The 26,367-nt window shown below is 74.3% G+C and carries 24 protein-coding genes, 1 other RNA gene and 3 pseudogenes; 21 read left to right on the forward strand and 7 right to left on the reverse strand.

The genetic code is table 11. The annotated features are described in order from the left end of the window. Window positions 1–5: 5 nt before the first annotated feature. Entirely contained in the window at window positions 6–587 is a 582-nt protein-coding gene (locus KBX06_RS22510) for a dihydrofolate reductase family protein (protein WP_210838328.1), read from the reverse strand. A gap of 73 nt (window positions 588–660) precedes the next feature. Here KBX06_RS22510 and KBX06_RS22515 point away from each other — a divergent pair, with 73 nt between their 5' ends. The 3 genes from KBX06_RS22515 (at window position 661) to KBX06_RS22525 (ending at window position 2,952) form a co-directional block, all read left to right on the forward strand. Next, entirely contained in the window at window positions 661–1,242 is a 582-nt protein-coding gene (locus KBX06_RS22515; protein ID WP_210838330.1) for a TetR/AcrR family transcriptional regulator, read from the forward strand. Between the two features lie 19 nt (window positions 1,243–1,261). After that, window positions 1,262–1,738 (forward strand): N-acetyltransferase, encoded by a 477-nt coding sequence (locus KBX06_RS22520; protein WP_210838332.1) that lies wholly within the window; start codon window positions 1,262–1,264, stop codon window positions 1,736–1,738. A 68-nt stretch (window positions 1,739–1,806) separates the two neighbouring features. After that, window positions 1,807–2,952 (forward strand): polysaccharide pyruvyl transferase family protein, encoded by a 1,146-nt coding sequence (locus KBX06_RS22525; RefSeq protein WP_210838334.1) that lies wholly within the window; start codon window positions 1,807–1,809, stop codon window positions 2,950–2,952. 9 nt (window positions 2,953–2,961) lie between these two features. Here the strand turns inward: KBX06_RS22525 and KBX06_RS22530 are convergent, their stop codons facing one another. Beyond that, complete coding sequence (locus KBX06_RS22530; protein ID WP_210838335.1) at window positions 2,962–3,168, reverse strand: hypothetical protein; 207 nt, start codon at window positions 3,166–3,168, stop codon at window positions 2,962–2,964. A gap of 83 nt (window positions 3,169–3,251) precedes the next feature. Between KBX06_RS22530 and KBX06_RS22535 the strand changes: the two genes are divergently transcribed. After that, a complete protein-coding gene (locus KBX06_RS22535) occupies window positions 3,252–3,773 on the forward strand; it encodes a DinB family protein (protein WP_210838337.1) in 522 nt (173 codons plus the stop codon). A 43-nt stretch (window positions 3,774–3,816) separates the two neighbouring features. Here KBX06_RS22535 and KBX06_RS28030 read toward each other — a convergent pair whose 3' ends face one another. Further along, window positions 3,817–4,377 (reverse strand): carbohydrate kinase family protein, encoded by a 561-nt coding sequence (locus KBX06_RS28030; protein WP_247686461.1) that lies wholly within the window; start codon window positions 4,375–4,377, stop codon window positions 3,817–3,819. Between the two features lie 450 nt (window positions 4,378–4,827). Between KBX06_RS28030 and KBX06_RS22545 the strand changes: the two genes are divergently transcribed. The 3 genes and pseudogenes from KBX06_RS22545 to KBX06_RS28775 form a co-directional block, all read left to right on the forward strand. Continuing rightward, on the forward strand, window positions 4,828–7,974 hold the full coding sequence (locus KBX06_RS22545; protein ID WP_210838339.1) for a DEAD/DEAH box helicase: 3,147 nt from the start codon (window positions 4,828–4,830) through the stop codon (window positions 7,972–7,974). Further along, window positions 7,971–8,586, forward strand: a pseudogene (locus KBX06_RS28770) (SWIM zinc finger family protein); the annotation flags it as partial. The gene KBX06_RS22545 and the pseudogene KBX06_RS28770, both read left to right, overlap by 4 nt. 131 nt (window positions 8,587–8,717) lie before the next feature. After that, window positions 8,718–8,942 (forward strand): annotated as a pseudogene (locus tag KBX06_RS28775) (hypothetical protein); the annotation flags it as partial. Between the two features lie 31 nt (window positions 8,943–8,973). On the opposite strand, the gene KBX06_RS22555 reads toward KBX06_RS28775, so the two are convergent. Further along, the gene (locus tag KBX06_RS22555) at window positions 8,974–9,231 is read right to left on the reverse strand and encodes a DUF3040 domain-containing protein (RefSeq protein ID WP_210838343.1); all 258 of its coding nucleotides are present in this window, start codon (window positions 9,229–9,231) and stop codon (window positions 8,974–8,976) included. Between the two features lie 466 nt (window positions 9,232–9,697). Between KBX06_RS22555 and KBX06_RS22560 the strand changes: the two genes are divergently transcribed. The 5 genes from KBX06_RS22560 (at window position 9,698) to KBX06_RS22580 (ending at window position 15,981) form a co-directional block, all read left to right on the forward strand. Continuing rightward, the gene (locus KBX06_RS22560; protein WP_210838345.1) at window positions 9,698–11,770 is read left to right on the forward strand and encodes a DUF1800 domain-containing protein; all 2,073 of its coding nucleotides are present in this window, start codon (window positions 9,698–9,700) and stop codon (window positions 11,768–11,770) included. A gap of 20 nt (window positions 11,771–11,790) precedes the next feature. Next, a complete protein-coding gene (locus tag KBX06_RS22565; protein WP_307854722.1) occupies window positions 11,791–13,158 on the forward strand; it encodes a DUF1501 domain-containing protein in 1,368 nt (455 codons plus the stop codon). A 52-nt stretch (window positions 13,159–13,210) separates the two neighbouring features. After that, window positions 13,211–14,539: a ferredoxin reductase family protein gene (locus KBX06_RS22570; RefSeq protein ID WP_307854723.1), complete on the forward strand. Its 1,329-nt coding sequence runs from the start codon at window positions 13,211–13,213 to the stop codon at window positions 14,537–14,539. 10 nt (window positions 14,540–14,549) lie between these two features. Beyond that, window positions 14,550–15,140 carry an FMN-binding protein gene (locus KBX06_RS22575; RefSeq protein WP_210838349.1) on the forward strand — a complete coding sequence of 197 codons (591 nt, stop codon included), beginning with the start codon at window positions 14,550–14,552 and terminating at the stop codon, window positions 15,138–15,140. Window positions 15,141–15,258: 118 nt separating this feature from the next. Continuing rightward, on the forward strand, window positions 15,259–15,981 hold the full coding sequence (locus tag KBX06_RS22580) for an FAD:protein FMN transferase (protein ID WP_210838351.1): 723 nt from the start codon (window positions 15,259–15,261) through the stop codon (window positions 15,979–15,981). A gap of 246 nt (window positions 15,982–16,227) precedes the next feature. Here KBX06_RS22580 and KBX06_RS22585 read toward each other — a convergent pair whose 3' ends face one another. Beyond that, the gene (locus KBX06_RS22585) at window positions 16,228–16,899 is read right to left on the reverse strand and encodes a bifunctional DNA primase/polymerase (protein ID WP_210838353.1); all 672 of its coding nucleotides are present in this window, start codon (window positions 16,897–16,899) and stop codon (window positions 16,228–16,230) included. Window positions 16,900–17,143: 244 nt separating this feature from the next. On the opposite strand from KBX06_RS22585, the gene KBX06_RS22590 reads away from it, so the two are divergent. The 8 genes from KBX06_RS22590 to KBX06_RS22625 all read left to right on the forward strand — a co-directional run bounded on the left by KBX06_RS22590 (window position 17,144) and on the right by KBX06_RS22625 (window position 24,730). After that, window positions 17,144–18,373 (forward strand): helix-turn-helix domain-containing protein, encoded by a 1,230-nt coding sequence (locus tag KBX06_RS22590; RefSeq protein WP_210838355.1) that lies wholly within the window; start codon window positions 17,144–17,146, stop codon window positions 18,371–18,373. Window positions 18,374–18,389: 16 nt separating this feature from the next. After that, on the forward strand, window positions 18,390–18,962 hold the full coding sequence (locus tag KBX06_RS22595) for a flavoprotein (RefSeq protein WP_210838357.1): 573 nt from the start codon (window positions 18,390–18,392) through the stop codon (window positions 18,960–18,962). A gap of 209 nt (window positions 18,963–19,171) precedes the next feature. Then, window positions 19,172–20,002: a Nif3-like dinuclear metal center hexameric protein gene (locus KBX06_RS22600; protein WP_210838389.1), complete on the forward strand. Its 831-nt coding sequence runs from the start codon at window positions 19,172–19,174 to the stop codon at window positions 20,000–20,002. After that, window positions 19,999–20,736 (forward strand): zinc ribbon domain-containing protein, encoded by a 738-nt coding sequence (locus tag KBX06_RS22605; RefSeq protein ID WP_210838359.1) that lies wholly within the window; start codon window positions 19,999–20,001, stop codon window positions 20,734–20,736. The genes KBX06_RS22600 and KBX06_RS22605 overlap by 4 nt, the downstream gene beginning before the upstream one ends. 3 nt (window positions 20,737–20,739) lie before the next feature. Further along, window positions 20,740–21,963: a bifunctional RNase H/acid phosphatase gene (locus KBX06_RS22610; RefSeq protein ID WP_210838361.1), complete on the forward strand. Its 1,224-nt coding sequence runs from the start codon at window positions 20,740–20,742 to the stop codon at window positions 21,961–21,963. A gap of 163 nt (window positions 21,964–22,126) precedes the next feature. After that, window positions 22,127–22,408 (forward strand): DUF3311 domain-containing protein, encoded by a 282-nt coding sequence (locus KBX06_RS22615; RefSeq protein ID WP_210838363.1) that lies wholly within the window; start codon window positions 22,127–22,129, stop codon window positions 22,406–22,408. Further along, entirely contained in the window at window positions 22,408–24,063 is a 1,656-nt protein-coding gene (mctP, locus tag KBX06_RS22620; RefSeq protein WP_210838365.1) for a monocarboxylate uptake permease MctP, read from the forward strand. The genes KBX06_RS22615 and mctP overlap by 1 nt, the downstream gene beginning before the upstream one ends. A gap of 118 nt (window positions 24,064–24,181) precedes the next feature. Beyond that, entirely contained in the window at window positions 24,182–24,730 is a 549-nt protein-coding gene (locus KBX06_RS22625) for a hypothetical protein (protein ID WP_210838367.1), read from the forward strand. Window positions 24,731–24,773: 43 nt separating this feature from the next. Here KBX06_RS22625 and KBX06_RS22630 read toward each other — a convergent pair whose 3' ends face one another. Beyond that, window positions 24,774–25,535: a sulfite exporter TauE/SafE family protein gene (locus tag KBX06_RS22630; RefSeq protein WP_210838369.1), complete on the reverse strand. Its 762-nt coding sequence runs from the start codon at window positions 25,533–25,535 to the stop codon at window positions 24,774–24,776. A gap of 100 nt (window positions 25,536–25,635) precedes the next feature. Here KBX06_RS22630 and rnpB point away from each other — a divergent pair. Further along, window positions 25,636–26,052, forward strand: an RNA gene (gene rnpB / locus KBX06_RS22635) — RNase P RNA component class A. Between the two features lie 103 nt (window positions 26,053–26,155). Here the strand turns inward: rnpB and KBX06_RS22640 are convergent. Continuing rightward, window positions 26,156–26,367: pseudogene (locus KBX06_RS22640) on the reverse strand (hypothetical protein); the annotation flags it as partial.

The following is a 26,367-nucleotide window of genomic DNA, read 5'->3' on the forward strand; positions in this document are numbered from 1 at the left end:
GCCGACTATTCGGTCTCGGCGGGTCGGGCGTAGTGGAGGATGACCACTCCGCTGTCGAACGGGCGGGTGTCGACCAGGTCGAACCGGCGCGGGTCGAACCCCCGGGCGGCGAGCGGGACGCCGCTGCCGACCACGTACGGGTTGAGCTTGACGACCAGCTCATCGACCTCGGGCAGGAGCTGGCCGGCGAGCTGGCCGCCGCCGCAGAGCCAGATGTCGCGGCCGGGCCGGCGCTTCAGCTCCCGGACGAACTCCACCGGATCCGTGGAGACGATCTCCACCTCCGGCTCGGCGGCCGGTGGCAGGGTGCGCGAGAAGACGTACTGCTGCAGGTGCGCGTACGGGCTGGTGACGCCCGTCTTCAGCGCCGGCTCGTAGGTGGCCCGGCCCATCACCACCGCGTCGAAGCGGCCCGTCGGCTCGTCGATGCCGAACTGCGGGTGGGCGAACGTCGGGAGCGTCTGCGACCAGTGCGCCGCCAGGTGGGCCGCCAGGTCGGGGTCCAGCGGGAAGAAGTCGTACGACCCGTCGGGGGCGGCGATGAAGCCGTCGAGGGTGCTGGCGACGTAGTACACGAGCTTGCGCAAACCGTTCCCCAATCACTACTGATGTCGTGGACAAAGTTACTACACGCGTAGTGGTTATTGCTACGGTGTTCCTATGGCGAGGAACGTGGAACGACGGGCGGCCCTGGCCGACGCGGGGCTGCGGGTGCTGGCGGCGACCGGGGCGCGCGGCCTGACCCACCGGGCGGTCGACGTCGAGGCGGGCGTGCCGACGGGCACCGCCTCCAACTACTTCCGCTCCCGCGACGCGCTGCTCGGCGCGCTCGGCGAGCGGATCATGGAGCGGTTGGCCGCCCCGGACGAGCGGGTCCTGGCCGAGCTGGGCGCCCGTGCGCCGTCGCTGGAGCTGTTCACCGACTACCTGCGCCACATCGTCGAGCGGACCACCCGGCAGCCCGACCTCACCCGGGCCCTGATCGAGCTGCGGCTGGAGGCGGCCCGTCGCCCCGACCTGGCCCGGATCCTCGGCGACACACTGCGCCGCGGCTACCGCGACGACGTCGCCTTCCATCTCGCCTCCGGACTACCGGGTGGCGCCTTCGAGGTCGCTCTGCTGCACTACGCCATGGACGGGCTGCTGCTCGACCTGCTCGGCACGTCCGTCGAGGCGGGATTCGACCCCGACGACGTGGTCGTGGCGTTCGTGTCCCGGCTGGTCGGCACCGCCGACCGGTGACCGGCGGAGGGGAGTCCTGGTGGAACTGACGCCGATGACGGCCGAGGAGTTCGCGCGGCGGCGCGAACCGCTCGTGCGCTCGTACGCCGAGGCGATGACGGTCGATCGCGGCCTGGCGCCCGCCGCGGCCCTGGAGCGGGCCGCCACCCAGCTGCGTGAACAGCTTTCCGACGGTGTCGACACCGCCGGCGCCCTGCTGCGCACCGCCCGGGTCGGCGACGTCGAGGTGGGGTGGATCTGGGTCGGGCTGCCCGGCGGCCCCGCCGGGCCCCACACCGCGTGGCTCAACAGCGTCGAGGTGGATCCCGGACACCGCAGACAGGGGTACGGGCGGCGGATGATCCAGCTCGTCGAGGCGGAACTCGCCGCCCTCGGGGTGCCCGAGCTGGGACTGAACGTCTTCGGGTCCAACACCGGGGCCATCCACCTCTACCACAGCCTCGGCTACCGGGTGGCCGCCCAGCAGATGACGAAGCGGCTGCCTCCGAGCGGCTGAGCCGCGTCAGGAGTGTTCCCCCGCGCAGCGGGAAACCCGCCCCGCACGCACCTGGGGAGGAGCGACGGATGACGCATGGCGGCGGACTGACCATCGGAGTGCTCGGCTCGTACGGCGGACGCAACCTCGGTGACGAGGCGATCCTGAGCGGCCTCCTGACCGATCTGCGCGAGCAGGAGCCGAACGGGCGGATCATCGTCTTCTCCCGCAACCCGGCGCACACCCGGATCGCGCACCCCGAGGTGGAGGCGGTGCCCTGGGAAGGAGTCAGCCGGACCGACTCCGCGTTGGTGCTGGCCCAGCTCGACGTGCTCATCCTCGGCGGCGGCGGCATCCTCTACGACCGGGAGGCCCGCCGCTACCTGCGGGTGGTGCGGGTCGCCCAGGAGCGGGGCCTGCCGCTGCTGACGTACGCGGTGGGGGTCGGGCCGCTCAGCGAGGGCGTGGACACGGGCATGGTGCGGGAGACCCTGGCCAGCGCCACCCAGGTGACCGTCCGGGACCAGGAGTCCCGGATGGCGCTGGAGGAGGCGGGGCTGCTCAACCCCATCACCGTGACCGCCGACCCGGCCTTCCTGATCGAGCCCGAGGACTTCCCGGCGGAGCTGCTCCGTGAGGAGGGTGTGCCGGCCGGCACCCGGCTGGTCGGGATGAGCGTACGGGAGCCGGGCCGGGCCGCCGAGCGGCTCGACGTCGACGGCTACCACCGCCTGCTCGCCCAGATCGGCGACTTCCTGGTGCAGCGGATCGACGCCTACGTGCTCTTCGTACCGATGGAGCGCGACGACATCCGGCACTCGCACGGCGTGCTGTCGCACATGGTGGCCGCCGAGCGGGGGCGGATCCTGCACGGCACCTACTCGCCCCAGCAGGTGCTCGGGCTGATGCGCCACTTCGACCTGGCCGTGGGCATGCGGCTGCACTTCCTGATCTTCGCCGCGATGGCCGGCACACCGTTCCTGCCGCTGCCGTACGCCGGCAAGGTCTTCGACCTGGCCCAACGGCTCGGGGTGCCGGCGCTGCGCGGCCTGGAGCGGGAGGTCGAGGGTCCCCTCCTGGCCGAGGTCGACCGGCTCTGGGACGAGCGGGAACAGCGGGCCGAGGCCACCGCGCAGCGCGTGGCCGAGGTGTGCGACGAGGCCCGGGGCACCTCCCAGGTCACCCGCGCCGTGCTGGACAGCCTGCGGGCCCGCAGCCTGGCCCCGGCGGCCTGATCCGCCGGCTCAGACCGCCGGTCCGCGCCAGCGGTAGCACCACCGGTCGGCGGCGGCGTCCACGGACTCCAGCTCGTAGATCTCCGCCTCGGCCAGCCCCTCCGCCCCGAGGTGGTGGTGGGTCAGCGGCGGGCGGCCGTTCGGGTCCAGTTCCGCGGTGACGGTCTCGCCGTCGGCCGCGCCACCCACCAGGGGGATCTCTGCCGTTGATGCCATACGCCCATCCTGCCCCGCCCGGCCCGCCCCCGCAGCGGATAGCGGGGCAGCGGGCCGCGACGTGCCGGCACTAGGGTCGGTGGATGGCGGAGATTGCGATCGATCCCACCCTAGGCCCGGTGCTGGCGCGCACCGCCGACGAGCGGGCCGTGCTCGAGTCCTTCCTCGACTTCCACCGGGGGGTGCTGCTGCGCAAGTTGCGCGGGCTCTCCGACGCCGACGCGGCCCGCCGGCTGGTGCCCTCGGCCACCACCGTCGCCGGCCTCGTCAGACACCTGACGCTCGTCGAGCGGAGCTGGTTTCCGAGCCTGCTCGCCCCGGACCCGGGCGAGGTCTACCTGACCTCGGAGGAGGACGCCGCGGCCAGCTTCGCGCTCGCCGACGGCGACACCGTCGAACGGCTCGCCGCCGCGTACGAGCGGGCCTGCACCCGGTCCCGGGAGGTCGCCGGCCGCTTCGACCTCGACCACGTCGTGCCGCACCCGCAACTCGGTGAGGTGTCGCTGCGCTGGATCCTGGTGCACATGATCGAGGAGACCGCCCGGCACGTCGGGCACGCCGACATCCTCCGCGAGCTGACCGACGGCGCCACCGGCGCGGTCTGACCGCCGCGCCGATCCGACCCGGCGCCGCCGCCGGGCTGCGGCGTCAGCGACGCGGCAGCAGGCCCGGCGGATACTCCATGCCGTCGTGGGTGCAGGCCGCCGCAGCGACCCGGGCCGCGTACGACGCCGCGTCCGTCAACGCCGTGCCGCGCAGCCGTGCGGCGATCACGCCCGCCGCGAAGGCGTCCCCCGCGCCGTTCGTGTCGACGATCGGCGCTGGCGGTTCGGTGGCGGGCACCCGCGTCGGGTCGCCCGCACCGGCGTGCACTTCGGCGCCGTCCGCGCCCCGGGTCACCAGCACCGGGCGGGGCGCCAGGGCGGTGGCGAGCGCGCCGGCTCCCGCGCCCAGCCGGACACCACTGACGAAGACGAGGTCGGCCACCTCGGCGAAGGGCCGATGGTAGGCGTTCGCCCCGTCCCAGTCGTGCAGGTCGGTGGAGAGGGCGACCCCGTCGGGCAACGCGGCGCGCAGGGCGGGTAACAGTGGCAGCGTCCAGTCCATGATCGACAGGTGGACGTGGGTCGCCCGCCTGGCCAGCGCGGTCACCTCGCCCGCCGGGAACGGGGGCGGCCCCTGCCAGGGGCGCGGGTCGTAGAGCGACAATGCGCCGTCCGGCCGGATCGACCAGGTTCACCGACCGCCGGGTGCCGGCCGGGGCGTCGCCCAGCACGGCGTGCACGCCGGTGCGGGCCAGCGCGGCCCGGACCACGTCACCGGCCGGGTCGGCGCCGATGACGTCGATCACCGCCACCCGCAGCCCGAGCGCGTGCGCCGCGAGCGCCACCCCGGCGCCGGTGTTGCCGATCCGCAGGTCGATCGGGTCGACGGGGACGGAGTCGGCGGCCGGCAGCGGGATCGCGGGCACCCGCACCCGCACGTCGACGCCGAGACCGCCGATCACGAGGAGGTCGTACACGCGCCGACCCTAGCCCCTCGGTGCACCACGCGGCCGGCCTCCCGGCCGTCGCCAATCGGGCGGCCGTCGGTGCGCTGGTCGGGGCCGCCAGGATCGGACCGATATCCTCGCCGGGGTCGTCGCGAGGAGGGGAACGCGTGCTGGTCGTCCACGGGGTCTGGCGCTGCGGCGTCGGGCTCGTCGTCTGGGCCGAGGACAGCACGCTGCCGGCCCGTGCCTCGCGCCGTCCGGGCCGGACGCCCCGGGAACGGCCGCACCCGTTCGCCGCCGACCAGGCCGTGATCGCCGCCGCGCTGGCTGCGACGGCCGAGCCGACCGACCTCGACACGGCCCTGCTCACCCTCCCCACCCGCGCCGGCTCGCCGCTGGACTCGCCGGAACTCGTCCGTCCCGAGGTCGCCGGGGCGGTCCGCGGGGCAGTCACCCTCGCCGGGTGGCGGGTCCCCGTCCTCCGGTACGCCCCCGACGCCGCGCTGCCCCTGCTGCGCGGCCTCGACGCGCTGGCCGCCGTGCCGGGCGCGACGCTGCGCCACCTCGCCGAACTCGCCGACTTCGCGGTGGACCTGACGGCCCGGGGCCGGGTCCTGCCGGGCCTCACCGAGCAGTCGCGGGAGCGCGGGGACCGTGGGGTCACCGCCCGGGCGGTGTGGCGACCGCTGCTGACCGGCACGGACGCCACCTGGGCCCGGGCGCTGGCGCTGGCCCTGCCCCCGGCCGCCCGTGCCGAGACCGGCCCCGACGCACCGGGCCGCCCCGGTGCCGCCGCCGGCACGGGCACGCCGTCCGGGCCGGACCACGCCCCGGGCGCGCTGGTCGCCGACGCGCTCGACGCGCTCACCGACGCCGCCGTCCGGGCCGCCCTGGCACAGACCGCGCTGGCCCGGGGCGTACGCCCGAACGGCGCGCTGCCGGCCTGGCTGGCCGCGCTCACCGGAGCGGTACGGCAGTTCGTCGCCGACCCGGTGGCGCTGGACACCCTCCGCGCCGAACTGGACGCCTGGCAGCGCGACGCGGCCGGCGGTGCGGTACGGGCCAGCTTCCGCCTGGTCGAGCCGCCGGCCGACGAGGTCACCGAGCCGGTCGGCGTGGTACCCGTCGACCCGACGGCGACGGTGGCGCCAACCGGGCGGTGGCGCATCGAGTTCGGCCTCCAGGCCGCCGACGAGCCGAGCCTGCACGTGGACGCCGGGCAGGTGTGGCGGGAACCGGGAACCGTCGCCGGGCTGGCCGGTCGCGGCGCCGACCCGCAGGAGACCCTGCTCGCCGAGCTGGGCCGCGCCAGCCGGCTCTGGCCCGAGCTGGACACCGCCCTGCGTACGGCCACGCCGGAGGCCCTGGAGCTGGACGTCGAGGGGGCGCACCGGTTTCTCCGCGAGGGTGCCCCGGTGCTGCACGCCGCCGGGTTCGCCGTGCTGCTGCCCTCCTGGTGGCGGCGCCCGTCGGCCCGGCTCGGCGCCCGGTTGCAGGCCCGCGGCCGGACCGCCCCGGGCACCGTCGCCGCCACCGCCGGCGGCGTCGGGCTGGACGCCCTCGTCGACTACCGCTGGGAGGTGTCCCTCGGCGACCAGCCGCTCACGGCCGAGGAACTGGCGTCGCTGGCCGCGCTGAAGACCCCGCTGGTGCGGCTGCGTGGGCAGTGGGTGGAACTGGACCCGAAGCGGCTCGCCGCCGGCCTGCGCCTGCTGCGCTCCGCCGGCGAGCTGACCGTCGCCGACCTGCTCCGGCTCGGCCTGGCCGACGCCGAGCAGCCGGACGCGTTGCCCGTGCTGGAGGTCAGCGCCGACGGCGCGCTGGGCGACCTGCTCGCCGGGGCGGTGGAGCGGCGGCTCACCCCGCTGGACCCGCCGCCGGCGTTCTGCGGCACGCTGCGGCCGTACCAGCGGCGGGGGCTGGCCTGGCTGACGTTCCTCCAGTCCCTCGGGCTCGGCGGGGTGCTCGCCGACGACATGGGGCTGGGCAAGACGGTGCAACTGCTCGCCCTGCTCGCCGGGGACCCGCCGGACGCCGGGCCGACCCTGCTGGTCTGCCCGATGTCGCTGGTCGGCAACTGGCAGCGCGAGGCGTCGCGGTTCACGCCGGGACTGCGCGTACACGTGCACCACGGCGCGGAACGGGCGCGGGGCGATGCCTTCGGCGCGGCCGTGCACGGCGCGGACCTGGTCCTCACCACCTATTCCGTGGCGGCCCGGGACGCCGTCGAGCTGGCCGGCATCGACTGGCGGCGGGTGGTCGTCGACGAGGCCCAGGCCATCAAGAACGCCGCCACCCGGCAGGCCGAGGCGGTCCGCGCGCTGCCCGCCCGGCACCGGATCGCCGTCACCGGCACGCCGGTGGAGAACCGGCTGGCGGACCTGTGGTCGATCATGCAGTTCGCCAACCCGGGCCTGCTGGGACCGGCGGCGACCTTCCGGAAGAGGTACGCCGAGCCGATCGAACGGCACGGCGACGCCGACGCGGCCGAGCGGCTGCGGCGGATCACCGGCCCGTTCGTGCTGCGCCGGCTCAAGACCGACTCCTCGATCATCTCCGACCTGCCGGAGAAACTGGAGATGGAGGTGCTCTGCAACCTCACCGCCGAGCAGGCCTCGCTCTACCGGGCGATCGTCGACGACATGCTGGCGCGCATCGAGTCCAGCGACGGCATCGAGCGCAGAGGGCTCGTGCTCGCCGCCATGACCCGCCTCAAGCAGGTCTGCAACCATCCCGCGCAACTGCTGCGCGACGGCTCGGCCCTGCCCGGCCGCTCCGGCAAGCTGGCCCGCCTGGAGGAGATCCTGGACGAGGTCCTCGCGGCGGGTGAGCGGGCCCTGCTCTTCACCCAGTACGCCGAGTTCGGCGGCATGCTGCGCGGGCACCTGTCGGCCCGCTTCGGCCGCGAGGTGCTCTTCCTGCACGGCGGTGTCGGCAAGGCCGACCGGGACGCCTTGGTCACCCGGTTCCAGTCCCCGCGCGGGCCGGCGATCTTCGTCCTGTCGCTGAAGGCCGGCGGCACCGGGCTCACGCTCACCGAGGCCAACCACGTGGTGCACGTCGACCGGTGGTGGAACCCGGCCGTCGAGGACCAGGCCACCGACCGGGCGTTCCGCATCGGCCAGCGGCGCCGGGTGCAGGTCCGCAAGTTCGTCTGCGCCGGCACGGTGGAGGAGAAGGTGGCGGCGCTGATCGCCGACAAGCGCAGCCTCGCCGCCTCGGTCGTCGGCACCGGCGAGCAGTGGGTCACCGAGCTGTCGACGACGCAGCTGCGCGAGCTGTTCACGCTGGAGGCCGGGGCGGTGGTGGAGTGAGCGGGCAGCCGGCGGGCGGCGGCGGGTCGAGCGGCCGGTTCGCCGACTACGGCCGGCCGCGCCGGGTCGACGGCGGGCTGCGGGCGCGCAGCACCCGGGGCGCCATCGGCCGGTCCTGGTGGTCGCGGCGCTTCCTGGAGGTGCTGGAGTCCTTCGCCCTCGGCACCCGGCTGACCCGTGGCCGGTCGTACGCGCGGGCCGGCCAGGTGGTCCGCCTGGACGTGGCCCCCGGCACCGTCGACGCCCTGGTGCAGGGCTCCCGCGCACAGCCGTACGAGGTGAGCATCGCCCTGGCGCCGTTCCCGGAGCCGCTGTGGGCCCGCGTCGAGGCGGAGCTGGCGGCCCAGGCGTTCTTCAGCGCCCGGCTGCTCGCCGGTGACCTGCCCCCGGAGCTGGAGGGGCTGTTCGCGGCGGTCGGCGCCCCGCTCTTCCCCGCCGGCGTGGCGCAGCTGCGCCAGCGGTGCGACTGCCCCGACTTCGCCGTCCCCTGCAAGCACCTCGCGGCCACGTTCTACCTGCTCGCCGAGGCGTTCGACGCCGACCCCTTCCAACTGCTGCACTGGCGGGGCCGCAGCCGGGCGGAGCTGCTCGACCGGCTGCGCGTCCTGCGGGCCGGCGACGGTGTCGTGCCGTCCGGGCGGGACGGCGGTGATCCGCGCGCCGACCGGCGCACCGAAGCACCGGCCCGATCCGGTGCCGGGCACGGTGAGGCGGACCGGGCCGGCCGGCCCGTCGTGGACGTCCCGCCGGTCGGGGCGGCCCGGGCGCTCGCCGGCCTGCCGCCGGCGCCGCTGGCCGAGGCGGTCGACCGGTTCTGGCTGCCGCCGGTCCCGCTACCCGACCGGCCGCCCAGCCTGTCGACCGGGCCGGACCTGCTGCTGCGGCAGCTCGGCGCGCCGGCCCCCGCCATCGGCGGGCCCGGCCTGGTCGAGCGGCTGCGACGGGCGTACCGGCTCCTCGGCCGGTGAGAGCGCCGACGGAACGGCACGGAGCCCCGGGTCACAGCCAGCGGCGGCGGAACCGCCACATGATCGCCGCGTTGGCCACCAGGACCACCGCGCAGACGGCCCCGGCCAGCCGCCCGGCCAGCACGGTCATCGCCGGCAGTGAAGCCCACAGCACGATCGTCAACAGCATCAGCCAGCGGCCGCGACGAGCCCGCGCCCGGGTGTCGAGCCGGGCGAAGAACGCCGGATCGCTCTCCCGGAGCTGACGGGTGATCTGCTCGAACCTGCGCTGATCCTCTTTGCTGAGCATGTGCCTTCCCCTCACGTGTTCAGCGGTTCGGCGGCATACCCGCTGCGGCGGCGGCTCACGCTCCCGTCCCGCTGCTACTTTGCCGGTCCGGTCGGCGCCGCGTCCGGCCGCGCCCGGCGGGGCCCCGGCGGGCGGTCCGCCTCAGCGCAGGCTTAGCCGAACCTTAAATTTGCCTGTGCCGATAGAAGTGCCGTCCCGCGCCGGTCGGGCCGCAATCGTCGCGTCCGTACCCGGCCGTGCCGCGTACGCCCTGCTCGCGAGGTCCGTGCCGGCCCGTTCGGAGATCCGGTCCCGCCGACCCGCGCTGAGCGGCGCCTTAAGTGCCCTCCCCGGGGCTTCCGGTGCTGCTTGAAGGCACCTGAACGCTTCACTACCTTCCGGTGACAACCCCCTCAGGCACCAGCCGCCGCACCTGCACCCCGTGCCCGGTGTCAGTCGTCGCGGCGCAGCAGAAACGGATTGGTACATGGCCGACCAGAATGTGCCACCACGTCGACCGCGGGACGACCGCGGATGGGACGGGCGTCAGTACCCCGCCGCCGACGGTCACCGCGACGCCTACGGCCCCACCCCGTACGGCCACGACGCGCGCGAGACGCACCAGGGTGGACATCCCGCCGACCCGCGGGCGCAGTACGCCCACGCCGGACACCCCGCCGCACGCGGGCCGCAGTGGGTCGGGCCGGACGGCTTCGCACGGCAGGGCGGCGCTCCGCCGGCCGGGCCGGGACTGCCCAACCTGGACGACGGTGACGAGCCCGACCGCAAGGTCGGCCGCCGCAAGGCCCTCGCGGCCCTCGGCGGCACCGCGGCCGTGGTGGCCGGCGGTGCCGCCCTCGCGATGACCCCGCAGATCCGCAGCCTCTTCGGCGACGAGGCGGTGGCCGCCGACGCCACCGGCACCACGGTCACCGACGGCACCCCCGCCCGCCCGAGCGGCCAGCAGCCGAGCACGGTGCGCACCTACACCGAGCAGAACGAGAGCTACATGGGCTCCCGGGCCGGCGAGGCGTTGAAGAAGAACGCCCCGGCCGGCGGTCGGACGTTCTCCGGGCCGGCCGCCGCCGCCGCGGAGACCAAGGTGACCGTCAAGACGGTGCTCGCCAAGGACCCGATCCTGCACCTGGCCCGGCGGGCCACCTTCGGCGCCACGCCGCAGGTCGTCGCCGAGATCAAGGAGCGGGGCATCGACGGTTGGCTGCGCTGGCAGCTCGACCCCGACAAGATCGCCCCGACGAAGGCCGAGCTGAAGCTCGCCGAGCTGCCGACGCTGAAGCTGAGCACCGCGCAGCTGCGCGAGCAGCGCGACCAGCTGAACGAGCGCGGCGCGCAGCCGCACAGGGAGATGGTGGACGCCACCGTCGCCCGGCAGATCTGGTCGAACCGGCAGCTGTTCGAGGTGATGGTCGACTTCTGGAACGACTTCCTGCACGTCGCCGCGGACTTCGACGGGGGCGAGGTGTACCGGGCGTCGTTCGACCGGGACGTCGTCCGGGCGCACGCCCTCGGCAGCTACCCCGAGATGCTGCTCGCCGCGAACCGGCACCCGGCGCTGCTGGTCTACCTCAACCAGAACGACTCCCGCGCCGACGCGGTCAACGAGAACCTCGCCCGGGAGAACCTGGAGCTCTACTCGGTCGGCGTCGACGGCGGCTACACGGAGAAGGACGTCCGGCAGGCGGCCATGCTCCAGACGGGCCGGGGCGTCAACGACGGGAAGTACGTGTTCCGCCCCGAGCGGCACTACGTCGGCAAGGTCAAGGTCCTCGGCTTCACCCACCCGAACAACTCGAAGGACCCGAAGAAGGCCGAGGCGGCCATCGACGCGTACCTGACCTACATCGCGCTGCACCCGTCGACCGCGAAGTACGTGGCGCAGAGCCTGGCCACCCGGTTCGTCTCGGACACCCCGCCGAAGTCCCTCGTGGAGCGGCTGGCGAAGACGTACAGCACCAACAAGGGCATGATCAAGCCGGTGCTGATGACGCTGTTCAGCTCCTCGGAGTTCTGGGCGGCGGTGGGCCAGAAGGTACGCCGGCCGATGGAGTACCTGGTCGCCACGTACCGGACCCTGGGCGTGTCCCCGCAGGCGTCGCCGAAGCACGACAACGGCGACAACAAGCGCACCCCGTACGCCCGGGGGCTGCGGCAGGTCCACGACAAGATGCGCGAGCTGGGCCAGTACCCGATGGGCCAGCCCACGCCCGACGGCTACCCGGACGTCTACGTCGCCTGGACCTCCGCCGGCACCATGGTCAAGGGCTGGAACGAGGCGGGCGAGCTGCTCGCCGGCCGGCGCACCGTCTTCACCTACACCCCGGCCGAGAAGCTGGTGGCCAGGCCGCCGGCCACCGCCGGGGCGTACGTGGACGCGCTGGCCCTGCGGCTGGTGGGTCAGAAGCTGAGCGCCAGGGAGCGGTCCCTGATCCTCGGCGTGGCCGGCGTGTCGGCCGGCGACAAGGTCGACGCCACGTTCGACGGGGCCGTCACCGCCGTAGCGCGGGCGATCCTCGCTTCCCCCCAGCACCACCTCCGGTGAGGCACCCGATGGAGAAGACTGTGCACACGTTCCCCCTGCACCCCGAATGCCCCGACCTTCGGCGTCTGGCCGACGACCCGGCGGAGGCGCTGCTGCGGGCCGAGGCCGACATCGTCGCCGCCGAGAACGCCGCCGAGGCCGACCGCTACCGGCGGCTGGAGGATCTGGAGGAGGCCCAGCAGGACGGTCGCGGCGTCACCCGGCGGACGTTCGTGGCCGGTGCCGCCGCCACCGCGACGGCCCTCGCGACGGCCCAGTTCGTCACCACCTCGGCCTCGTTCGCGGCCACCAAGACCGGCACCCTGATCCACGTCTTCCTCTACGGCGGGCTGGACGGGCTGAGCCTGGTCGCCCCGGCGAACGACCCGGTGCTCGCCAAGGCCCGCCCCGACCTGCTGCTCGGCGACGACTCCCTGGCGGTGGGACGCGGCTTCAAGCTGACCAGCGCGTTCAAGCCGCTGGAGAAGTGGCTCAGGAGCGGCAACCTCGGCTTCGTCCCGGCGGTCTCCGACGAGCGGCTGTCCCGCAGCCACTTCCAGGCGGCGGACGCCTGCAACCTCGGCGGCCTGCCCAACGAGACCGGTGGTCGGGGCTGGCTGGACAGCCTGGTCGACGCGCTCGGCACGGGCACCGCGTTCCGCAGCGTCGGCATCGGCAGCACGCTGCCCCGGTCGCTGGTCGGCAACAACGGCGCGCTCTCCCTCAACAACGTCGGCTCGCTGCGGCTCAACGGCGACGACCGGTACCGGGCCGCGACCGAGAAGGCGATCAAGGGGCTCTTCACCGGGATCAACCACCCCGTGCAGGAGTCGGTGCAGGACGGGCTGGGCGCGCTGGCCACCGCGCAGCGCCTCGCCGCGAAGCCGTACCAGCCGGCCGAGGGCGTCGAGTACCGGGGCGTCGGCAACGCCTTCCAGCAGCTCGCCCAGCTCATCAAGGGCGGGGCGAACGTGCGGGTCGCCACCGTGGGGATGGGCGGCTACGACACCCACGAGAACCAGGGCACCCGCGAAGGCGGTCAGCTGCACCGGCGGCTCAACGAGCTGGCCAGCGCCATGGCGGCGTTCTTCACCGACCTGGGGGACAAGTCGGCCGACGTGACCATCATGGTCTCCAGCGAGTTCGGCCGGCGGGTCGCCTCCAACGGCGGCGGCACCGACCACGGCCACGGCGGCGTGGTCACCCTGCTCTCCGGCCGTAAGCTCACCGGCTCGCTGCTGGGCGCCTGGAACGGGCTCGACGACCTGGACTCCGGCGACGTACCCGAGTACAACAACATGTTCAACGTCTACGGGGCCGTCGCGCAGGGCCGCTTCGGGCTCACCAACGCGGAGGTGGACAAGATCTTCCCCCGGCAGAAGTACCGCCCGATGAAGCTGTACGCGTGACGTACCCGCGCACCCACGCCGCCGGCCGCCGCGCCGGGACGTACGCCCGCTGGTGCCGCCGCGCCGCGGACCCGGCGGCCGGCGGCTGCTGGCCGCGCTGCTCGCCGTCGGCCTGCTCGCCAGCGTGCTGCCGTGGTGGCTGGACACCCCGCCCGGGTCGCTGCGCACGACGGCCGCCACCCTGACCGCCGCCGGTCGCATCACCGGGCTGATCGCCGGCTACCTGCTGCTCGTGCAGGTGCTGATGATGAGCCGCCTGCCGGTGCTGGAACGGTGGGCCGGCGGCGAGCGGATCGCCCGCTGGCACCGCGACGTCGGGGCCACCCTGCTGGTCGCCGTGCTCGCGCACGCGTCGCTGATCCTGGTCGGTTACGCCGACCTGGAGGACAACCCGGTGCTCACCGAGGCCGGCGTGCTGCTGCGCGACCACGAGGACATGGTCTCCGCGTTCGCCGCCGCCGGGATCCTGGTGCTGGTCGGCCTCACCAGCGTCCGGGCGATCCGCACCGCGCTGCCCTACGAGCTGTGGCACGCCCTGCACCTGTCGAGCTACGCGGTGCTGCTGCTCGGCTTCGCCCACCAGTTCAGCAACGGCGCGCAGTTGTTCCGCCCCGGCCCGGTGCGCACCGGCTGGATCGCGATGTACGCGCTGGTGCTCGCCGCCCTGCTCTGGGGCCGGGTGGTCGCGCCGCTGGCGTTCAACCTGCGACACCGGCTGCGGGTCGCCGACGTCGTCGCGGAGAGCCCGGACACCATCTCGATCTACCTGACGGGGGAGCGGCTGGAGCGGCTGGAGCTGCTCGGCGGGCAGTTCTTCCGTTGGCGTTTCCTCGCCCGGGGCTGCTGGTGGCAGTCCCATCCGTTCTCGGTGTCCGCCGCCGCCAACGGCCGCTGGCTGCGGCTCACCGTCAAGGTGGTCGGCGCGCACACCGCCGACCTGCGTGACCTCGAACCGGGCACCCGGGTCTGGGCGGAGGGGCCGTCGGGCACCTTCACCGCCGCCCACCGGACCCGGGAGCGGGCCCTGCTGATCGCCGGCGGCAGCGGGATCACCCCGATCCGGGCGATGCTGGAGGAGTTGCCGCCCGGCGCCGCGCTGATCTACCGCGCCCGCACCCCGGCCGACGTGCTGCTGCACCGGGAGCTGGACTGGCTCGCCGAGGCCCGCGACACCGCGATCTGGTACGTCGTCGGCTCCCGCCACGATCCCGGCCCCCGCCAGGTGATGAGCCCGGACGGGCTGCGCCGGCTGGTGCCCGACGTCGCCCGCCGCGACGTCTACCTCTGCGGCCCGCCCGGCCTGGTCGAGCAGTCGCTGCGGGTGCTCCGCGAGGCCGGTGTGCCCCGCCGGCAGATCCACCTCGCCACGTTCGAGCTGTAGGAAGGCTTCCATGCGTCGCGCCCTGCTCGCGATCACCGGCCTGGCGGCCGGCACCACCGCCCTGGTGGTGCTGAAGGGCTCGCCGGGCACCAGCCCGGTCGCCCAGGAGCTGCCGGTGGCGCCTGCGCCGGTGGTCCCCGCGCCGGCCGGTCCGACCCCGACGGGCGGCGAGGTCTCCGCCGCGCCGTCGCCGACCCGCACCAGCGCCTCACCCCGGCCCGGCCGCACCGTCACCCGGGCGCCGTCGAGCGGGCCCAGCGCCACCACCCGGGCGCCGTCCGCGCCGCGCACCACCAGAAAGCCGCCGCCCGCGTCGACCACCCGCACCGTCACGGGGCCGGTGGTGGAGAACGAGTACGGCAACGTCCAGGTGCAGATCACCCTCCGCGGGATGCGGATCGTCGACGTGGTGGCGCTGGAACTGCCCGAGGAGACCGCCCAGTCCGACCAGCGCAGCGAGCAGGTCGACGGCCGCTACAGCGGCAGCTCGGGGCTGGTGGTGCAGCGGCAGAGCGCCGACGTGGACACCGTCTCCGGGGCGACCGCCACCAGCACCTCGTACAAGAGGTCGTTGCAGGCCGCGATCGACCGGGCGAACTGACGTGCCGGTGGCGGCGACACCGGGCGGGGGCCCGTCGGCGGCGGTGGCGCCGGGGCCGGATCCGGGCGGGTGCCCACCGGCGACGACCAGGCCGGGGCTGCGCCGGGTCGAGCAGGTCATGGGCACCGCGATCAGCCTCGACCTCGCCGACGACCTGCCCGCCGCCGAACTGGACGAGCTGGCCGGGGACGTGTTCGCCTGGCTGCGCGAGGTCGACGCCCGGTTCAGCACGTACCGGGCCGACAGCGAGGTGTGCCGCGTCGACCGGGGCGAGTTGGCGCTCGCCGCGGCCGGCGCCGACCTGCGGCACGTGCTGGCGCGCTGCGCCGAGCTGTGGAAGGTCACCGACGGGTTCTTCGACGCGTACGCCGGCGGGCGGCTCGACCCGTCCGGCTACGTCAAGGGCTGGGCGGTGCAGGTCGCCTCGGACCGGCTGCTCGCGGCCGGGGCGGCGAACCACTGCCTGAACGCCGGCGGCGACGTGCGGGTACGCGGCCGTTCCTCGACCGGGCAACCGTGGCGGATCGGCGTGCGGCACCCGTGGGACGCGATGTCCACCTGCCTCGTGCTCACCGGCACCGACCTGGCGGTGGCCACGTCCGGCGTCTACGAGCGCGGCCACCACGTGCTCGACCCCCGCCGGGGCACGCCGGCCGGGGGGCTGCGCTCGGTCACCGTGGTCGGGCCGGACCTCGGGCTGGCCGACGCGTACGCCACCGCGGCCGTCGCGATGGGTCCGGCCGGCATCGGCTGGCTGGACGGTCTGCCCGGGCACCGGCACGCGGTCGTCACCGACGACGCGCGCCTGCTGCACTCCACCGCCCTGCCCCTGGCCGGCTGAGGGTCAGCGGAGGGGACGGGTGTTGCCGGGGCGGGAACCGAGGGGCCGGGGGCGGCCCGGCCGGGAGCCGACGGGACGGGTGACCGGCCAGCGGCGGCGTGGCCGGTGGTGCCGGGGTGGCGGCTCCGCACCGTCCGGCTGGCGCGCGGTGTCGTCGGTGGACATGTAACCCCCGCTCCCCGGCGCGGGTGCGCCGTCGCCGTGCTCAACGAGCGCCGGCCCTCCGGCGTCGCTGTCGGGCCGCCGTCAGATGCCCCGGCGCGGCAGCGGCAGGTGCCCGGGGAGCAGGTCGGAGGTGACCGTGACGCCGGTCGCCCGCAGGGCCTCGATCAGCGCGTTCTGCACCAGATAGGAGTCGGGCAGTTGCCACCGGGCCTGTTCGGGCGCCACCGCCCACCGGACGGTGCCCTCCGGCAACCGGGTCGGCGGGGCGGGGATCCACGAGCCCGGGCCGTGCCGGACCGCGTGGAAGCAGTGGTCCAGTTCGGGGCGCAGCGGATCGCCGGGGCGGACCAGGAACATCCAGCGGCCGGTCGGGGTCACCAGCACCGGCCCGCGTACGCCGACGCCGGCCGGGTGCGTCCGGACCGCGTCCAGGACGTGCCGGCCGAGGTGCGTGGGCACCTCCAGCACGTCGAACGCCCGCCCGGTGGGCAGCAGCACGCCGTGCGGCCGGGTGCGCCACCAGGTCGCGACGCGGGCCGGGTCGGCGCTGGCCGCCTGCTCCCAGTTCTCCAGCGCCGGATGGCAGCCGACCGTCGGGCAGCCGGCCCGCCCGCAGACGAAGCGGCTGCGGGCGAGGCAGGCGCCGGGGGTGACGTCCCAGCCGTGCAGGGCGTACCGCACGGCCACCCGGCGCAGCCGCACCCGCTCCAACGGGGACAGTTGAACGACGCGCGGCGCGACGTTTCCCCACATGTGCCATCTCCCCTCGCCGGACGCCGGCCGGTGCCAGGTCGCATGTCGAGCGCCGTCACTGCCGTAACCCGCGATCGTTGAGCTGGCGAACGGCTGATGCAACTTGCACGAAAACTACGAGGACCGACTGTACGGCTGACGCACACGCTGTGCGACCAGCGAAAACCTTGGGGCGTACGGACCGCCGCACCGGGAGACCGGCCGGCACGCCCGCTCGAACAGGCACATGGGGAGGCACGGGTAGATGGAGGAATTACCCATCGGGCGGCGGGTGGCCTACTGGCGGGGGCGGCGCAAGATGTCGCAGCAGGTCTTCGCGGACCGGCTGGGCAAGTCGAAGAGCTGGGTGGACAAGGTCGAGCGCGGGGTGCGCCGGCTGGACAAGTTCTCCGTCCTCTACGAGATCGCCGCCATCCTCCAGGTCGACGTGCAGTTGCTGCTCGGCAAGGACCCGGAGCGGCGTACGGACGCGCTGAACTGCATCGACCAGGTGGAGGTGCAGGAGATCCGGGCGGCCCTGGAGCGGTACGACTCGATGAGCGCCTACTTCGACGCGGCCCCGTACCCGCCGCCCCTGGCCGACATGCGCAAGGCCGTCAACCACGCCTGGCTCACCTACCAGTACGGCCGCTACGGGATGCTGACCCGGGCGCTGCCGAAGCTGCTGCGTGACGCCCAGGCCGCCGACGCCGGCTACGGCGGCGACCAGGCCCGCGAGGCGGCCCACCTGCTCGGGCAGGTCTACCAGATCGCCTCGTCGGTGCTGCGCAAGCTGGGCGAGTGCGACCTGGCCTGGCTGGCCGCCGACCGCTCCATGGCGGTCGCCCAGCGCGCCGACGACCCGCTGCTGGCCGGCATCGCCACCACCCGCGTCTGCAACGCGCTGGTGGCCATGGGCCGGCCGCGACCCGCCCTCGAACTGAACGTCACCATCGCCAACCGGCTCGCCCCCGGCAGCGGCGACGAGGCGTCCCCGGCCCTGCTGTCGGTGTACGGGATGCTGCTGCTCCAGGGCGCGATGGCCGCCGCCCGGATCGGCGACTCCGCCACGGTCGACGACCTGATCAACGGCGCGTACGAGGCGGCCGCCCTGCTGGGCGGTGACCAGAACCACTACTGGACCTCGTTCGGCCCGACCAACGTGGAGCTGCACCGGGCGGCGGCGGCGGTCGAGCTGGGCGACGGCGGCCGGGCGGTGGAGGTGCACCGGCAGCGGATCCAGGAGCCGGCGTTCAACGCGCTGCTGCCCGAGCGCCGGGCCCACCACCTGCTCGACATCGCGCGGGGCTTCGCGCACGTCGGCGACGTGGCCAACGCCGGCGAGATGCTGCTGCGCGGCGACCGGCTCGCCCCGTCGGAGATCCGGTGCCGGCCGATCGCCCACGAGGTGATGTCGGACATCCTGCGTCGCACACGTGGTGCGCCGCCTTCTCCGATTGCGGAGTTGGCTGAGCACATGGGAGTAGGGGTATGAGCGCGGAGCCGGCCTGATGACCGGCCCGCACCCGAGCAGCGAGCGCCGCGAGGTGCTCTACGTCATCGCCTGCGGTTCGCCGCTGGCCCGCCACGTCGGCCGGCTCGTCGAGCTGGCCCACCAGGACGGCTGGGACGTCTGCGTGGTCACCACGCCGGACGGTGCCAAGTTCGTCGACCGGGCCGCGCTGGCCCGGCAGACCGGCCATCCGGTCCGCACCCACTACAAGAATCCGGGCGACCTCGACGTGCTGCCGCAGGCGGACGCGATGATCGTCTGCCCGGCGACGGTCAACACCGTCAACAAGTGGGCGGCCGGGATCACCGACACGCTGGCCCTGGGGCTGCTGGTGGAGGCGCAGGGCCTGGGCGTGCCGGTGGTGGCGGTGCCGTACACGAACGCGGCGATGGCGGCCCACCCGGCGTTCCAGGCCGGCATCGCCCGGCTCGCGGAGTGGGGGGTGACGGTGCTGTTCGGTGATCACGTCATCCCGTTGCACCCGCCCGGCACCGGCGAGCGGCACGTGCACGCCTTCCCGTGGGCACTGGGCCTGGCCGCCCTGCGGGACAGGCTCTGCCCCGTCGCCTGAAGTGCAAGGAAGGGTCCCTTGCTAACGCATAGCGTTAGCAAGGGACCCTTCCTTGCACTTCCTCCTTGCACTTCGTCCTTGCGGCGCGGCGCGCCCGAGGAACGGCGGGGACACGCCGTCGGGTCGGCGGGCGACACCCCCGGCCACGGCCCGCGCCGGTAAGCTGGCCCGCCGTGAGCATCCACGCAGTCCCGCCGACCGTCGCCGACGTGGTCGCCGAGCTGGAGCGGCGCTATCCGCCGGCCTGGGCCGAGGACTGGGACCGGGTCGGGCTGGTGCTCGGCGAGCCGTGCGCCCCGGTGCACCGGGTCCTCTGCGTGGTCGACGTGGTGCCGGAGACGGTCGCCGAGGCGCTCGACGCCGGCGTCGACATGATCGTCGCCCACCATCCGCTGCTGCTGCGCGGCGTCTCCTCGGTGGCCCCCACGACCTTCAAGGGGCGGATCGTCCACCAGCTCATCAAGTCCGACGTGGCGCTGTACGTCGCGCACACCAACGCCGACGTGGCCGCCCCGGGGGTCTCCGACGCCCTCGCCGCCCGGTTCGGGCTGACCGGGCTGCGCCCGCTGCACCGGCCCGCCCCCGGAGCGCCGGCGCACGGCGAGGGCCGGGGGATCGGCCGCATCGGCGAGCTGCCGGAGCCGATGACGCTCGCGGAGCTGACCGGGCACGCCGCCGCCGTACTGCCCGCCACCGCCTGGGGAGTTCGCGCCGCCGGGGATCCCGGGCGTATGGTTCGTACCCTCGCGGTCAGCGGCGGCGCGGGGGACGGTTTCCTCGCCGACGCGACCGCGGCCGGGGTGGACGCGTTCCTCACCGCCGACCTGCGCCACCACCCGGCCGGCGAGCACCTGGCCGCCGACGGCCCGGCCCTGCTCGACGCCGCCCACTGGGCGACGGAACGACCGTGGCTGGACGACCTGGCCGCCCTCCTGCGGGAGGCGACCGGTGTCGAGACGCTGGTGTCCGACCTGGCCACCGACCCGTGGACCGTACACGCCGCCCCACCCGCGGTGGACGACAAGGAGCCCCGACCGTGAAGGCTGACCCCCAGGTCCAGCGCCGCCTGCTCGACCTCCAGGCCATCGACACCGCCCTCGCCCAGCTCGCCCACCGCCGCCGTTCGCTGCCGGAGCGGGCCGAGCTGGACGCGCTGGCCCGGGAGCTGTCCGCGCTGGAGGACGAGCGGGTCCGCGCCCAGGTGGCGGTCGACGACCTGGACCGGGACATCGCCCGCATGGAGAAGGACGTCGACCAGGTGCGGGCCCGTAAGGCCAAGAACGAGGCCCGGCTGACCGCCGGCACCGGCCCGGCCCGGGAGCTGGAGGCCCTCCAGCACGAGCTGGTCTCGCTCAACCGCCGCCAGGGCGACCTGGAGGACGCCGAGCTGGAGCTGATGGAGCAGCGGGAGACGGCCCAGGGCGTGCTGGACGGCGTCGAGAAGCGGCTCGCGGAGGTGCGGGAGAAGCGCGACGACGCCGAGCGCCGCCGCGACGAGAGCCTGGCCGAGATCGGCAAGGAGGAGGAGTTCAAGCGCGGCGCGCGTCAGCCGCTGGCGGCCGACCTCCCGGCCGACCTGGTGCGGCTGTACGACAAGATCCGCGAGGACACCGGGCTCGGTGCGGCGCTGCTGACCGCCGGGCGGTGCGGCGGCTGCCGCCTGGAGCTCTCCGGCGCCGACGTGGCCCGGATCCGCAAGGCCGACCCGGACGAGGTCGTCCGCTGCGAGGACTGCCGGCGGATCATGGTGCGCACCAACGAATCCGGCCTCTAGGCCGTGGCGCCGCGCGTGGTCGTCCTGGAGGCCGACGGCGGGTCCCGGGGCAATCCCGGCCCGGCCGGCTACGGCGCGGTGGTCCGCGACCGGGACACCGGTGAGGTGCTGGCCGAGCGGAGCGAGTCGATCGGCCTCGCCACCAACAACGTCGCCGAGTACCGGGGGCTGATCGCCGGGCTGGAGGCCGCCGCCGAGCTGGGTGCCGCCGAGGTCGAGGCCAGGATGGACTCGAAGCTGGTGGTCGAGCAGATGTGCGGCCGCTGGCAGATCAAGCACCCCGGGCTGCGCCCGCTCGCCGCGCAGGCCGCCGGGCTGGCGGGCCGCTTCGCCGCCGTCCGCTACCAGTGGATCCCCCGGGACCGTAACCGGCACGCCGACGCCCTCGCCAACGCCGCCATGGACGCCGCCGCCGGCAAGGCGCCGGCCCGGGCCGCCGCCGTCGCGTCGCCGCGCGTCGTGGAGCCGCCGCGTGCGGTCGCCGGCCCCGACTCGCCGGCCCGCGCGAAGGCCCGCGAGGTGGCCGCCCGCGCCGCGTCGGCGACGACCACCGGCACCGACCCGGCCACCGCGCCCGCCTCCTGGGAGCCGCGGCCGAGCTTCACCGCCACCCGGCTCGTCCTGGTCCGGCACGGCGAGACCCCGTACACCGAGCAGCGCCGCTACTCCGGCCGCGGCGACGTGCCGCTGTCGGAGCGCGGCCGGGCCCAGGTCCGGGCCACGGCCGCCCGGGTGGCCGCGCTGGCCCCGACCGTCGCGGCCGTGGTCAGCTCGCCGCTGTCGAGGTGTACGGCGACCGCGGAGGCGATCGCCGGGGCGCTCGGCGGCGTGCCGGTGCGCCGCGAGGACGACCTCGTCGAGTGCGACTTCGGGGCCTGGGAGGGGCGCACCTTCGCCGAGGTCCGACAGGAGTGGCCGGGCGAGATGGACGCGTGGCTCGCCTCGACCCGGGTGGCTCCGCCGGGCGGCGAGTCGTTCGCCGACGTCGCCGAGCGCTGCCGCCGCGCGGTCGACGGGCTGTGCCGGGCGTACCCCGGGGAGACCGTGGTGGTGGTCTCGCACGTCTCGCCGATCAAGCTGGTGCTGCGCGACGCCCTCGCGGCCGGCGACGGCCTCCTGCACCGGCTCTTCCTGGACGCGGCCGGCATCTCGGTGCTCGACACGTGGCCCGACGGCGGCGTCGCCGTCCGTACGGTCAACGACACCGCCCACCTCGCCGCCATCTGAGCCGGTCGCGGTCGGCCGTCCGGCCGCCCGGTGTCGCCGTTCGGCGCACGCCGTACGCCGTTCGGCGCAGCAAACTCCTCCCCGCGGACGTGACTCCGGTCACAGGGTCGTAGCCTCCGGCCGTCATCAGTGCCGATCTACGACACGCGGAGGTCTGTCGCAAATGGCCGCACCCGAGCCGGAGGCGCCCGCAGCGGCGCGGTCCCGGGCGAAGGACCACAGCCCCTGGAACTGGTTGCTCTTCATCCCCATCGTGGTGCCTCTGATCCCCGTCTTCTTCAACGCCGACTCGCCGCGGTTCCTCGGCTTTCCGCGCTTCTACTGGCTCCAGCTCGCCTACATCCTGCTCGGCGTGGCCACCACCACGCTGGTGTACCAGATGACGAAGAAGCGGGCCGGCACCCCGTCGGACGGCCCGGGCGACACGGCTGCGGGTGATCGCTGATGTGGCGCGACCACCTCACCGAGATCATCGTCTTCTCGGTGCTCTTCCTGCTGGTCAGCGGGATGGGGTTCGTGGCGGCCCGGTGGCGGGCCCCGAAGGACATGGCCCACCTCGACGAGTGGGGGTTGGGCGGGCGCAACTTCGGCGGCTGGATCACCTGGTTCCTGGTCGGCGGTGACCTCTACACCGCGTACACCTTCGTGGCGGTGCCGGCGCTGATGTTCGGTGCCGGCGCGGCCGGCTTCTTCGCCGTCCCGTACACCATCGTCATCTACCCGCTGGTGTTCCTGGTGCTGTGCCGGCTCTGGTCCGTCTCGCACCGGCACGGCTTCGTCACCCCCGCGGACTTCGTCCGCAAGCGGTTCGACTCGCCGGTGCTGGCGCTGCTCGTGGCGATCACCGGCATCGCGGCGACGATGCCGTACATCGCGCTGCAACTGGTCGGCATCGAGGCGGTGCTCAAGACCATGGGGGTGACCGGCGAGAGCACCCTGGCCCGGCACCTGCCGATCATCGTGGCCTTCGCGATCCTGGCCGCGTACACCTACCAGTCGGGGCTGCGCGCGCCGGCGCTGATCGCGTTCGTCAAGGACACGCTGATCTACATCGTGATTTTGGTGGCGGTGCTCTACCTGCCGTACAAGCTCGGTGGCTGGGGCGAGATCTTCGACGCGGCGGAAGCGAAGTTCGACGCCTCACCCAACCCCAACGACGGCATCACGCTGAACGCTGACAACCAGCTCCAGTACGTCACGCTGGCGTTCGGCTCGGCGTTGGCGCTGTTCCTCTACCCGCACAGCATCACCGGCGTGCTGGCCAGCCGGAACCGCGACGTGATCAAGCGGAACATGTCGGCGCTGCCCGCGTACAGCCTGCTGCTGGGCCTGATCGCGCTGCTCGGCTTCATGGCCATCGCGGCCGGGGTCAAGCCGCTGCCCGGGTCGAAGGAGGGCACCGTGGACAGCAACACGGTGGTGCCGGTCCTGTTCGACCAGCAGTTCCCCGACTGGTTCGCCGGCGTCGCGTACGCGGCCATCGGCATCGGCGCGCTGGTGCCGGCGGCGATCATGTCGATCGCGGCGGCGAACCTGTTCACCCGCAACATCTACAAGGAGTACCTGAAGCGGGACGCCAGCCCCGCGCAGGAGGCGAACGTATCCAAGATCACCTCGCTGGTGGTGAAGGTCGGCGCGGTGGCCTGCATCGTCTTCCTCGACCCGCAGTTCTCCATCGACCTCCAGCTCATCGGCGGCGTGATCATCCTCCAGACGCTGCCGGCGGTGGCGCTGGGCCTCTACACCCGCTGGTTCCACCGCGGCGCGCTGATCGGCGGCTGGATCGCGGGCATGGGGCTGGGCATGTGGATGCTCTACCAGATCCCGAACGCCGCGACCGGCCGCAGGCACTTCGGCGGCTCGGCCTTCCCACTGGCCGACTTCGGCTTCGACACCCCGAAGACGATCTACGTCGGGATCGTGGCGGTGCTGGTCAACCTGGCGGTCGCGGCACTGCTCACGGTGGTGCTGCGGGCGGCGAAGGTACGCGACGGCGGCGACGGCACCAGGTCGGACGACTACTTCGCCGACGAGGGCGACCCGCGCGTCGTGCCCGGCCCACGCCGGGACGCCGACGCCGCCCCGGAACCGGTCGCCTGAGCCCCTCCCGCCGTGCGTCGCGCCCGGACCTCCCGGGGGCCGGGGGCGACGCACGGCGGAGCGGCCGTCCGCCGGCCGCTGCGGGCACCGGGTGGACGCCCTTCGTACGCTGACGACCATGACGAGACGCGCGCTGATGGCCGTCCTCGGCGGCTCCGCCGCGTTGCTGCTGCTGGTGGTCGTCGGATGTGTGGGGGCCACGATCCGGGCCGTCAGCAACGACCCGGGCGACACGCCCGAGTGCCGGGAGTCGGTGCGCGCCGAGGAGGCGAAGGTGCGCACCGACCGGTGGGCTCCGCCCGAGCAACTGCCGGGCCTCGGCGACTACCCGGAGATCCACTGGCAGTTGCGCGCGTCGGGCGACCCGTGCAGCCGCGCGCCGGGCCCGACGGACTGGGCGTACCAGGGCGTGGTCCGGCTGCTTCCGGCGGACGCGCGGACGCTGGCGCAGCGGTACGGCTTCGTGCCGTACGCGCCCGCCGAGCCGGACCAGGCGCCCCTCACCAGCCCGGCGGACGCGTGGCCCGCTCTCGCGCCGTTCCTGCCGGCCGCGCCCCGCTGGCTGCACAGCCGGGCGTACGACGAGGCGACCCCGGCCACGCGGTGGCGGACCGCCTTCCTGGACGTCGAGCACCGGACGCTCTTCTTCACGCTCCACGACCACTGACCGCTCCGGCGTGCCGCGTGCCGGCCGACGGGCGGGGCCGGGCTCAGCGCAGCGCGCGCCAGAGCAGGTAGAGCCCGATCGTCGTGCCGAAGACCACGATCAGCACCTTGAGCACCACCGACGGCAGCCGGCGCACCAGCCGCGCGCCGGCGTACCCGCCGACCAGCGTCGCCGGCGCGACCACCGCGACGGCCGCCCAGTTCACCGGCCCGAACAGCGCGAACACCACGAGCGTGGTCAGCCCGACCAGGGCGGAGAGCAGGTTCTTGAGCGCCGTCACCCGCGCCAGCGTCGCGTCCAGCACCAGGGCCAGGCCCGCCACCAGCATCACCCCGAGCGCCGCGCCGAAGTATCCGCCGTACACCGCGCCGAGGGCGACCATGGCCTGCACGCTGACCGTACGGCGACGGGGCGACAGCTCGCGCGGATGCCCGACCAGCCGGCGCAGCGGATCCTGGAACGCCAGCACCGCCGTCGCCCCGAGCACCAGGAAGGGCACCACCAGCTCGAACGCCCGGGCCGGGGTGGCCAGCAGCAGCAGGGCGCCGGCGATCGTGCCGACGATGGTGGTGGGCACCAGCGCGGCCAGCGCCCGCCGGGGCGGCAGGTCCTGCCGGCTGCCCGCCACGCTCGCCACGTACCCCGGAAAGACCGCCACCGAATTGCTCACGTTGGCCGGCACCGGCGGCAGGCCCACGGCGATCATCGCCGGGAAGGTGATGAGCGACCCCCCGCCGGCCACCGCGTTGACCGTGCCCGCGGCGAGACCGGCGGTGAGCAGCAGCGCGGCGTCGGAGACATCCATGGTCACCAGAGGCTAGTACCCGCCTGCGGCAGCAGGGGCGCCGGTGGCCGGGGTGGCAATGGACGCGACCGTGGCGTCGTTAGGATGGGTGCGCGACGGACGAGTCGACCGGGCGGTCGCGTCGGCGGGCCCCGGCCCGCCGCCGAGGAACGTCCGGACTCCACAGGGCAGGGTGGTTGCTAACGGCAACCCGGGGCGACCCGCGGGACAGTGCCACAGAAAACAGACCGCCGACCCCATCGGGGACGGTAAGGGTGAAACGGTGGGGTAAGAGCCCACCAGCACCCCGGGTGACCGGGGTGGCTCGGTAAACCCCACCCGGAGCAAGGCCAAGAAAGGGCCGTCGACCAGCAGGACGACGACCCGCGCAGACGCTCGAGGGCTGCCCGCCCGATGTCTGCGGGTAGGCCGCTCGAGCCTGCCGGCGACGGCAGGCCTAGATGGATGGCCGCTGCCGACGCGAGCCTTTCGGGGCGCGCGCCGGTCACAGAATCCGGCGTACAGGTCGACTCGTCCGTCGCCCACCAGCTCAGAGCCTCGATCAAGGCTCTGAGAGGATGGTTCGGGAGGCTATGTCCGGTGTGGGCTTGGCGGTTGGTTAGAGGCCCTGGTGGTGGGGGTTACGCGGACGCCGTCGGCGGGGCGAGGGTGAACAGTCCGGCCTCGGGTTCGGTGAGGATCTGGCGGGCGACGAGGCGTTTGAGTTTGGCGCGGAGATTCTCGGTGTCCTTCGCGGTGGTCCCGGTGCCCAGCGCCTGGCAGATGTCCCTGGCGCGCATCGGTGTGGTCCCGTCGTGGAACGCGGCGAGGATCTGCTGGTAGGCGGGGCTGG

It is taken from the genome of Micromonospora sp. C31 (genome assembly GCF_018070575.1).
In the GTDB taxonomy this organism is placed as follows: Bacteria; Actinomycetota; Actinomycetes; order Mycobacteriales; family Micromonosporaceae; genus Micromonospora.

Coding starts and splice junctions, on each gene's coding strand:
- KBX06_RS22515 (WP_210838330.1), top strand. CDS start 661: ATGGCGAGGAACGTGGAACGACGGGCGGCCCTGGCCGACGCGGGGCTG.
- KBX06_RS22525 (WP_210838334.1), top strand. CDS start 1,807: ATGACGCATGGCGGCGGACTGACCATCGGAGTGCTCGGCTCGTACGGC.
- KBX06_RS22530 (WP_210838335.1), bottom strand. CDS start 3,168: ATGGCATCAACGGCAGAGATCCCCCTGGTGGGTGGCGCGGCCGACGGC.
- KBX06_RS22535 (WP_210838337.1), top strand. CDS start 3,252: ATGGCGGAGATTGCGATCGATCCCACCCTAGGCCCGGTGCTGGCGCGC.
- KBX06_RS22555 (WP_210838343.1), bottom strand. CDS start 9,231: ATGCTCAGCAAAGAGGATCAGCGCAGGTTCGAGCAGATCACCCGTCAG.
- KBX06_RS22560 (WP_210838345.1), top strand. CDS start 9,698: ATGGCCGACCAGAATGTGCCACCACGTCGACCGCGGGACGACCGCGGA.
- KBX06_RS22575 (WP_210838349.1), top strand. CDS start 14,550: ATGCGTCGCGCCCTGCTCGCGATCACCGGCCTGGCGGCCGGCACCACC.
- KBX06_RS22580 (WP_210838351.1), top strand. CDS start 15,259: ATGGGCACCGCGATCAGCCTCGACCTCGCCGACGACCTGCCCGCCGCC.
- KBX06_RS22585 (WP_210838353.1), bottom strand. CDS start 16,899: ATGTGGGGAAACGTCGCGCCGCGCGTCGTTCAACTGTCCCCGTTGGAG.
- KBX06_RS22590 (WP_210838355.1), top strand. CDS start 17,144: ATGGAGGAATTACCCATCGGGCGGCGGGTGGCCTACTGGCGGGGGCGG.
- KBX06_RS22595 (WP_210838357.1), top strand. CDS start 18,390: ATGACCGGCCCGCACCCGAGCAGCGAGCGCCGCGAGGTGCTCTACGTC.
- KBX06_RS22615 (WP_210838363.1), top strand. CDS start 22,127: ATGGCCGCACCCGAGCCGGAGGCGCCCGCAGCGGCGCGGTCCCGGGCG.
- mctP (WP_210838365.1), top strand. CDS start 22,408: ATGTGGCGCGACCACCTCACCGAGATCATCGTCTTCTCGGTGCTCTTC.
- KBX06_RS22625 (WP_210838367.1), top strand. CDS start 24,182: ATGACGAGACGCGCGCTGATGGCCGTCCTCGGCGGCTCCGCCGCGTTG.
- KBX06_RS22630 (WP_210838369.1), bottom strand. CDS start 25,535: ATGGATGTCTCCGACGCCGCGCTGCTGCTCACCGCCGGTCTCGCCGCG.